The 9,311-nt window shown below is 45.3% G+C and carries 10 protein-coding genes and 1 tRNA gene; 5 read left to right on the top strand and 6 right to left on the bottom strand.

Features of this window, described 5'->3' with window-relative positions; genetic code table 11:
* Positions 1 to 2 precede the first annotated feature (2 nt).
* From R7040_RS11740 to lolB, 6 genes are all read right to left on the bottom strand, one after another.
* Positions 3 to 76, bottom strand: a tRNA-Met gene (locus tag R7040_RS11740).
* Between the two features lie 284 nt (positions 77 to 360).
* Complete coding sequence (gene ychF / locus R7040_RS11735; RefSeq protein WP_005393178.1) at positions 361 to 1,452, bottom strand: redox-regulated ATPase YchF; 1,092 nt, start codon at positions 1,450 to 1,452, stop codon at positions 361 to 363.
* Between the two features lie 10 nt (positions 1,453 to 1,462).
* A complete protein-coding gene (pth, locus tag R7040_RS11730) occupies positions 1,463 to 2,053 on the bottom strand; it encodes an aminoacyl-tRNA hydrolase (protein WP_086046564.1) in 591 nt (196 codons plus the stop codon).
* 151 nt (positions 2,054 to 2,204) lie between these two features.
* Complete coding sequence (locus R7040_RS11725; protein WP_005393176.1) at positions 2,205 to 3,149, bottom strand: ribose-phosphate pyrophosphokinase; 945 nt, start codon at positions 3,147 to 3,149, stop codon at positions 2,205 to 2,207.
* Between the two features lie 27 nt (positions 3,150 to 3,176).
* Positions 3,177 to 4,049 carry a 4-(cytidine 5'-diphospho)-2-C-methyl-D-erythritol kinase gene (ispE, locus tag R7040_RS11720; protein ID WP_064369040.1) on the bottom strand — a complete coding sequence of 291 codons (873 nt, stop codon included), beginning with the start codon at positions 4,047 to 4,049 and terminating at the stop codon, positions 3,177 to 3,179.
* Positions 4,046 to 4,684 carry a lipoprotein insertase outer membrane protein LolB gene (gene lolB, locus R7040_RS11715; RefSeq protein WP_017634843.1) on the bottom strand — a complete coding sequence of 213 codons (639 nt, stop codon included), beginning with the start codon at positions 4,682 to 4,684 and terminating at the stop codon, positions 4,046 to 4,048. The genes ispE and lolB overlap by 4 nt, the downstream gene beginning before the upstream one ends.
* Before the next feature lie 134 nt (positions 4,685 to 4,818).
* On the opposite strand from lolB, the gene hemA reads away from it, so the two are divergent.
* The 5 genes from hemA to R7040_RS11690 are packed head-to-tail and all read left to right on the top strand — an operon-like array spanning position 4,819 to position 9,290.
* Positions 4,819 to 6,075, top strand: a complete 1,257-nt coding sequence (gene hemA / locus R7040_RS11710; RefSeq protein WP_005384104.1) for a glutamyl-tRNA reductase — start codon at positions 4,819 to 4,821, stop codon at positions 6,073 to 6,075.
* A gap of 29 nt (positions 6,076 to 6,104) precedes the next feature.
* Entirely contained in the window at positions 6,105 to 7,193 is a 1,089-nt protein-coding gene (prfA, locus tag R7040_RS11705; protein ID WP_005382222.1) for a peptide chain release factor 1, read from the top strand.
* A gap of 3 nt (positions 7,194 to 7,196) precedes the next feature.
* A complete protein-coding gene (gene prmC, locus R7040_RS11700; protein ID WP_064353686.1) occupies positions 7,197 to 8,051 on the top strand; it encodes a peptide chain release factor N(5)-glutamine methyltransferase in 855 nt (284 codons plus the stop codon).
* Positions 8,052 to 8,091: 40 nt separating this feature from the next.
* The gene (locus tag R7040_RS11695) at positions 8,092 to 8,475 is read left to right on the top strand and encodes a SirB2 family protein (RefSeq protein ID WP_005382225.1); all 384 of its coding nucleotides are present in this window, start codon (positions 8,092 to 8,094) and stop codon (positions 8,473 to 8,475) included.
* Between the two features lie 5 nt (positions 8,476 to 8,480).
* The gene (locus tag R7040_RS11690) at positions 8,481 to 9,290 is read left to right on the top strand and encodes a SirB1 family protein (protein ID WP_005384098.1); all 810 of its coding nucleotides are present in this window, start codon (positions 8,481 to 8,483) and stop codon (positions 9,288 to 9,290) included.
* Positions 9,291 to 9,311 lie beyond the last annotated feature (21 nt).

Genomic DNA, 9,311 nt, shown 5'->3' with positions numbered 1-9,311 from the left:
GGTGGCTACGACGGGATTCGAACCTGTGACCCCATCATTATGAGTGATGTGCTCTAACCAGCTGAGCTACGTAGCCAAAACCATATTTTTTGTTCTCAACGCTTCGTTGCCTTGTCGTTGGGAACGGCGCGCATTATGCGAAGTTGAGTGAGATCCGTCAACAGTTTTTTTTAATAAATTTCGGAAAAAACCTCGTTCGCTTCCTTTTTAAACAAAGAGGCGTGTTTATGATCTAAAACTGGAAATAAATTAGCTTGCAGTTAGGTAATTTATTTTTGCTCATTTACTTAAGGTATTAAAAAAGCCAGCTTAACAGCTGGCTTTTAGTGTAAATGAAGTGTTTAGAATTCATTCATTTAATTAAACATTGAAGCGGAAGTGTACAACATCACCATCTTTTACGATGTAGTCTTTACCTTCTAGACGCCATTTACCTGCGTCTTTTGCGCCATTTTCACCATTGAATTGGATGAAATCGTCGTAACCGACTACTTCTGCACGAATAAAGCCTTTCTCGAAGTCAGTGTGGATCTTACCTGCCGCCTGAGGCGCAGTTGCACCAACAGGGATTGTCCAAGCACGTACTTCTTTAACACCTGCTGTGAAGTAGGTGTGTAGAGTCAGTAGTTCGTAACCAGAGCGAATTACACGGTTCAGACCCGGCTCTTCGATCCCCATATCTGCTAGGAATTCTTCGCGATCTTCATCTTCTAGTTCAGATAGTTCAGATTCGATAGCTGCACATACAGGTACAACGACATTGTTTTCTTTTTCTGCGAACTCACGAACCGCATCTAGATATGGATTATTTTCGAAGCCATCTTCGTTTACGTTTGCAATGTACATAGTTGGCTTCAGTGTTAGGAAGTTTAGATAGCCGATTGCTGCTAACTCTTCTTTAGATAGCTCAACTGTGCGTGCCATGCCGCCTTCAGTTAGTACTGGTAACAGTTTTTCTAGTACGGTTAGTTCAAATTTTGCGTCTTTATCGCCGCCTTTTGCCTTCTTCGCGTTACGTTGAATCGCTCGCTCACAAGAATCTAGGTCAGCCATTGCAAGTTCGAGGTTGATCACTTCGATATCTTCGATAGGTGAAACTTTACCTGAAACATGAACAATGTTTTCGTTTTCAAAACAACGTACAACGTGGCCAATCGCGTCTGTTTCACGGATGTTAGCTAGGAATTTGTTACCTAAACCTTCACCACGTGATGCACCAGCAACAAGACCAGCGATGTCCACGAACTCCATCGTCGTTGGAAGAACTCTCTGTGGGTTAACGATCTTAGCTAGTGCGTCTAGACGTAGATCTGGCACAGGAACCACACCAGTGTTTGGTTCAATGGTACAGAACGGGAAGTTTGCTGCTTCGATACCCGCTTTAGTTAGTGCGTTGAACAGAGTTGATTTACCTACGTTAGGTAGACCAACGATGCCACATTTAAAACCCATGATAGTAACCTTATTCAGCTTTGAACGTGTGGAGGCGATTTTGTGCTTTAGATAGGCCATCCTTAATCAGGATATCTAGACAACGAACAGCCTCATCAGCTGCTGCATCTAAAAGCTCTTGCTCTTTAGCTGGCGCTTTACCTAATACAAAACCCGCCACTTTATCTTTGTGTCCCGGATGACCAATGCCAATACGAAGACGATAAAAATCTTTGTTATTGCCCAGTTTGCTAATGGTGTCACGCAGACCGTTGTGTCCACCGTGCCCCCCACCTTTTTTAAACTTAGCGACACCTGGCGGTAAGTCTAGCTCGTCATGAGCAACCATGATCTCTTCAGGTTTAATTTGATAAAATTTCGCAAGCGCTGCGATCGATTTACCTGATAGATTCATGAAGGTGGTTGGGATAAGCAAACGGAGATCCTGGCCATTGACCATAATGCGCCCTGTTAGACCAAAAAACTTTGGTTCGTTCTTCAGTGTAACGTTGTGAACGCGTGCTAATTCTTCTACAACCCAAGCGCCCGCATTGTGACGAGTTCTGGCGTATTCTGGTCCTGGATTAGCAAGACCAACAAGAAGTTTGATTGGTTGACTCAAGGTTAGGATCTCTCTGGAATCTCAAAAAGCGCAGTATGATAGCACAGAAAACTCGCGGTGGGCGACCAAGGGATTTTCTAGTTATCAGTACAAATAAAAAAACACCCCAAAGAGGGGTGCTTTTGAAATCAGTTTAACTGAAATGTTCGTATTAGTTGAACATTGCAGAGATTGACTCTTCGTTGCTGATACGACGAATCGCTTCAGCTAGCATGCGAGATAGGCTTAGTGTTGTCACTTTACCTGTTGCAGCCATCTCTTTAGACAGAGAGATAGAGTCAGTCACGATAACTTGGTCAAGAACTGAGTTCTTGATGTTATCCGCAGCGTTGCCTGAGAATACTGCGTGAGTAGCGTAAGCGAATACACGCTTAGCACCGCGCTCTTTTAGTGCTTCAGCTGCTTTACATAGTGTGCCACCTGTGTCGATCATGTCATCAACGATCACACAGTCACGACCTTCAACATCACCGATTAGGTTCATTACTTCAGAAACGTTTGCACGTGGACGACGCTTATCTACGATTGCGATGTCGATGTCGCCTAGTGCTTTTGCTGTTGCACGAGCACGAACAACGCCACCTAGGTCAGGAGATACCACTACAGGGTTATCTAGACCGCGAGCCTGCATATCTTCAAGTAGCACTGGCGTGCCGAAGATGTTGTCTACAGGTACATCGAAGAAGCCTTGAATTTGCTCTGCGTGTAGGTCGATAGTTAGAACGCGGTCAACACCAACGTTAGATAGGAAATCAGCAACAACTTTTGCAGTAATTGGCACACGCGCAGAACGTACACGACGGTCTTGGCGAGCGTAGCCGAAGTAAGGGATAACTGCAGTGATACGGCCTGCTGAAGCACGGCGCATTGCATCAATCATAACAACCAATTCCATTAGGTTGTCGTTAGTCGGTGCACAAGTGGATTGAATGATGAAAACATCGCTACCACGAACATTCTCATTGATTTGAACTGCAACTTCGCCATCAGAAAAGCGAGAAACAGATGCATCACCAAGAGAGATGTAAAGACGATCAGCAATACGTTGGGCTAGTTCAGGTGTTGCGTTACCAGCAAATAGCTTCATATCAGGCACGGTGGAAACCTCGGGTTTGCGTCCAGTTTAAATAGGTCGGTGTGAGGCTGATTGGTATTCAGCCAAAGTCTCTTTTAATGGCGAAATATTGCGCCCTTGAGCGATAAATGCCGAGACTTTATCAGAGAGTTGTGCAAGGATAGTTTCTGCTTCAGATTTGCTCGAAAATTCAGCAAAAACGCAAGATCCTGTCCCCGTCAATCTTGACGGCGCGTATTGTAGCAGCCAAGAAAGTTGCTTATCAACCTCTGGGTAGAGCATTCGTACAATTTTTTCGCAATCGTTTACGCTTGGCGTATTTAAAAGTGTTTCTAGATCTCGTTTTGGGGTGTTTCGCGTCAGATCTGGATGACAAAAAACGTCGACGGTTGCAATAGATACATTCGGTCTGACGACTAAATACCACTTTTCTTCGGGATAAGCAGGAGAGAGTTTTTCACCAACACCTTCAGCAAAAGCTGCAAATCCGCGCACAAATACGGGCACGTCTGCGCCTAGTTTTAAACCTATTTCAGCCAGTTCGTCGTCAGTTAGATTCAGTTGCCATAAGTAATTCAGTGCCACTAATGCTGTAGCTGCATTCGATGAGCCCCCACCAATGCCTCCACCCATAGGCAGCACTTTCTGTAGCTCAATATGCGCGCCAAAAGGGCAGTTTGAGTAAGTTTGAAGCGCGGTTGCTGCTTTCCAAATTAAATTGTCTTGAAGGGGCACACCTTCTATGTCTGGAGAAATCGTAATATCACCAGAATGGTTCGCTTGAATGGTGAGCTCATCGCCGTGATCGACGAATTGGAATAAGGTTTGTAACTCGTGGTAGCCATTCTCTGTACGGCCGTTGATATATAGAAAGAGATTCAATTTCGCTGGTGATGGCCAGCGTGTTGAAAGTTCAATCATTGGGTGATGTTCCATTTTGTGATCACTAGATTTATTTTGACATCAGCTGTGGTGAGTTTCAGCTTATTTGGCAGAGGGAGAGACTGTTCATGCCATTGAACGTCGCCATATCGTTGATAAGCAATACTCCAATCATTTAAACCAATTTGTTTGTTTAACGCTTGCAGTGTATTGGTTGGAGACAGTTGGAATTTGTCGGCATCGGTCGGTAGACCTAATAGCCAGTCAGGCATGTGATCGACGGGCATCATCAACCCTGTAAGACGGTAAATCAGCTGATTAGCACTGCGAGAAGAAAGGACCTGATCATCGTAAGTTTCTACTGTGGCGCCTTGTGGGGTGATGGTGAGCTTTAATGCCGTTTGTCCGAGAATCGTTGTTAAACGCAACTGGCTTAGTGCTGAAGAATGTTTCCAGTAGAAGTTTAAATTTTGTCTTTGGTCTGGGCCAATATAACCAAGTTTCCCCGTTGCTTGAAAATCTTGGATGGTTTCGAGTCGCTGCTCATGAGCTTGCCATTCAACGCTGGTAACACTTTCAGGAACGGACGAACAACCAGCGAGCAGTAAGCTCGACAAGAAAAAAAGAATAAAGGAGCGTAACGTCATGTTTGATGGCTTATTAATCAGTTTCATCGGGAATCGCTCACAACTATAGCATTGAAAAGTCGCACTTAGGAAAACAAATCCGGCTTACCCTTTCAATAAATGCGTGCTTACAGTAAAATTCTGGACCTATTTTATAACCTATCCCAGAGATACCACGTTAGATGTCCTTGCTTGCTATTGGAATTAATCACAATACAGCGTCTGTCGACTTGCGAGAGAAGGTGGCGTTTGGTCCGGATAAACTCGGCCCTGCACTCGAGCAACTTAGAGAGCACGAAGCGGTTAACGGCAGTGTGATTGTTTCAACCTGTAACCGAACTGAGTTGTACTGCGATGTTAAGCAAGGAGCGCGAAACAAGTTGATCGATTGGCTTGCTCAATTTCATCAAGTGAGCCGCGAAGATTTAATGCCGAGTTTGTATGTTCATGAAGAACAAGCTGCAATAAAGCATTTGATGCGCGTATCGTGCGGTCTTGACTCTCTGGTGTTGGGTGAGCCTCAAATTTTGGGGCAGGTAAAGCAAGCATTTTCTGACTCGCGAGATCATCAAGCTGTCGATGCCTCGATTGATAAACTGTTTCAAAAGACGTTCTCAGTCGCCAAACGGGTAAGAACAGAGACAGATATTGGTGGTAATGCCGTGTCCGTGGCTTATGCGGCATGTACACTGGCAAAACATATTTTTGAGTCGTTATCAGATTCAACCGTGCTTTTAGTTGGTGCGGGCGAGACGATTGAATTGGTCGCGAAGCATTTAGCGTCCAACGGTTGCACAAAAATGATTGTCGCGAACCGCACTAAAGAGCGCGCGCAAGGCTTAGCGGACCAATTTGGCGCAGAAGTGATCAGTTTGAACGAAATTCCTGAACATTTGGCGAAAGCGGACATTGTGATTAGCTCAACGGCGAGCCCATTGCCTATTATTGGCAAAGGTATGGTCGAAACGGCTCTAAAGCAGCGCCGACATCAACCTATCTTGTTAGTAGATATTGCGGTGCCGCGAGATGTAGAGTCGGAAGTCGGTGAACTGAACGACGCATATCTGTATTCTGTTGATGACTTGCAATCTATCATCGACAGCAACATTGAGCAGCGTAAAGTCGAAGCGATTCAAGCTGAAGCGATTGTTAGTGAAGAAAGCGCTGCATTTATGACATGGTTGCGTTCACTGCAAGCCGTCGATAGTATTCGCGACTATCGCAAATCAGCCAACGAAATTCGTGAAGAGTTACTGAGCAAAAGTTTGCAATCTTTAGCGGCAGGCGCAGATCCGGAGAAAGTGCTGCGCGAGCTAAGTAATAAACTCACCAACAAACTGATTCACGCTCCAACTCGCGCATTGCAAAGTGCAGCAGAGCAAGGCGAACCAGCAAAATTAACGATTATCCGCCAAACACTTGGCTTGGATGATCTATAACTCACGCTTTTTATTAAGAAAACGACACTATGAAAGCCTCTATTCTGACTAAGCTAGAAACGCTAGTAGAACGTTACGAAGAAGTTCAACATCTTCTTGGTGATCCTGATGTAATTGGAAATCAGGACAAATTCCGTGCTCTATCAAGAGAGTACTCTCAGCTAGAAGAAGTAACCAAGTGCTTCCAAGCTTATCAACAAGCACAAGAAGATCTTGTCGCCGCTGAAGAGATGGCAAACGAAGACGACGAAGAAATGCGTGAAATGGCGCAAGAAGAAATCAAAGAAGCGAAAGCGACGATTGAGCGTCTTACTGATGAGTTACAGATTCTTCTTCTGCCAAAAGATCCGAACGATGATCGTAACTGTTTCCTAGAAATTCGTGCAGGTGCGGGTGGCGACGAAGCGGGTATCTTCGCGGGTGATCTATTCCGTATGTACAGCAAGTACGCAGAAAAGCGTGGCTGGCGCATCGAAGTCATGTCTTCAAACGAGGCAGAGCACGGTGGTTACAAAGAGATGATCGCGAAAGTAAGCGGCGACGGTGCGTACGGCGTGTTGAAATTTGAGTCAGGCGGTCACCGTGTACAGCGTGTTCCAGCAACAGAGTCTCAAGGTCGTGTGCATACTTCTGCTTGTACAGTAGCAGTAATGGCGGAAATCCCTGAAGCGGATCTGCCAGAAATCAAAGCAGCAGACCTGAAAATCGATACGTTCCGTGCATCTGGCGCGGGTGGTCAGCACGTTAACACCACGGATTCTGCAATCCGTATTACCCACTTACCAACGGGTACGGTAGTAGAGTGTCAGGATGAGCGTTCACAGCACAAGAACAAAGCGAAAGCAATGGCGGTTCTTGCTGCTCGTATCGTTCAAGCGGAAGAAGAGCGTCGTGCCGCAGAAGTGTCTGATACACGTCGTAACCTTCTAGGTTCTGGTGACCGTAGTGACCGTATTCGTACATACAACTACCCACAAGGTCGTGTGTCTGATCACCGTATCAACCTGACCATCTATCGTTTGAACGAAGTGATGGAAGGTGACCTGCAGAGCTTGATTGATCCTGTGATTCAAGAGCACCAAGCAGACCAACTTGCGGCGCTCGCAGAGAACGGCTAATCGATGAGCCAAGTTCAATCGATTGAGCAAGCACTGAAAAGTGCGACGGCGAAACTGGCAGAAGGCGGCAAAGAGTCGCCTTCTCTCGATGCAGCTGTACTCCTTTGCCATGTCCTTGGCAAACCACGAACTTATCTACTGACCTGGCCAGAAAAAGCATTAGAAGCAGAGCAACAAGCAAAATTCGACGCTCTACTTGAACGACGTTTAACTGGTGAACCCGTCGCTTATATTATTGGTGAGCGAGAGTTTTGGTCTTTACCGTTCAAAGTTTCTCCCTCTACCTTGATCCCAAGACCGGATACAGAACGTTTGGTCGAGGTTGCACTCGATAAGACCTACGAGCAAACTGGGCCTATTTTAGATCTTGGAACGGGGACGGGGGCAATTGCTATCGCACTCGCATCTGAAATGCCAAAACGTCAAGTGATGGGCGTAGATCTCAAACAAGAAGCGAAAACACTTGCAGAGTACAATGCTGAGCAGCTAAACATCAAAAATGTGACCTTTGCTCAAGGCAGTTGGTTTGAGCCTATTACAGAAGGTACGAAGTTTGCTTTAATTGTCTCCAATCCGCCGTATATTGATGAAAAAGATCCACATTTATCCCAAGGTGATGTGCGCTTTGAGCCAAAATCTGCATTAGTTGCTAAAGAGAATGGCTTAGCTGATATTCGTCATATCTCGGATCTTGCTCGTCAGTATCTTGAAGTGGGCGGTTGGCTGGCATTTGAACATGGTTATGATCAAGGTGAGGCGGTGCGTGAGATAATGCGTGGCTTTGGTTACCAACAGGTCGCTACGGAAAAAGATTATGGCGGTAACGATCGAGTAACGCTTGGTTGTCTGGCCAGTTAATCATGGAAGTCAGCAAACACTAACTAAAAAGAGAAGAAAAATGTACGTAGCTCTAAAACACATACACTTAGTGACGATCGCTCTCAGCGCGACGCTACTATCGATCCGATTCGTGTTAATGATGATGAACTCACCGAAGCGAAATAATCGCTTTTTGAAAGTGTTTCCCCACATCGTTGATACTGCATTGCTAGTGTCAGGTATCGCGCTTATTTTCATTACGGGTTTCATCCCGTTTACCGATGCCGCACCGTGGTTAACAAACAAAATCACCTGCGTACTGGCGTACATTGCGCTTGGATTCTTCTCATTGAAACTTGCGAAAAACAACCTACTGAAGATATTTGGCTTTTTCGGCGCATTAGGTTGGTTGGTCATGGCTGCAAACATTGCTGTGTCTAAGAGCCCTACGTTATTTGGATAGACGTCATGTTAGAGTTTTTTGACGAAGATTTTGACAATATACCGTTGGTGGAGGGTGCGCTTGAGCTAAACAAAGCGATTAACCCAGAAACCAAAGTACATTGGGCGAAACAAGAGTTAGAGCGTCTTTACAAAGATGCAGAAGCCACGCTTGTTCATGAAACCGATGAAGAGCAACGATTTGATGCATTCCTACGACTGTTTTTCCACGAGTGGGGGTTTAAAGGCGACGAGCAGGAATACTTTATTTCGGACAACAGCTTCATCGATAAAGTGTTGGAGCGCAGAAAAGGTATTCCTGTGAGCTTAGGTTCGATTTTGTTATACCTAGGCAAAAAGCTGGGGTTCCCGTTGAAGGGAGTTACTTTCCCTACTCAGTTCCTGTTAAAAGTCGACTGGATGCATAAGAAGCCAGACTACATCAACCCATTTAATGGTGAGTATGTAGGTGAAAGGATTCTTCAAGCTTGGCTTATTGGCCAAGAAGGACCGCTAGCTCAGCTAAAGCCTGAACATTTTGAGGAAGCTGACAACCCAACAATTATTGGTCGCTGGTTGGCGTTGATTAAAAGTGCGATGTTGCGTGAAGAGCATTATACGCTGGCATTACGTTGTACAAATCTTGCTCTAACATTTGTGCCAGATGACCCATACGAAATTCGTGACCGTGGTTTTATTTTCCAACAGCTAGAGTGCCCTCAAGTAGCGGTATCAGATTTTCAGTACTTTATTGACCAATGCCCTGACGATCCGGCTTCCGAGCTACTAAAATCACAAGTTAATGTGATGAGTGAAACGCACGTCACACTTCACTAATTTTATCGATGTGCCGAACGG

The sequence above is a fragment of the Vibrio sp. 1069 genome, assembly GCF_033340555.1.
The sequence above is the reverse complement of the archived record's forward strand: the minus strand, read 5'-3'. Positions and strand labels throughout refer to the sequence as shown.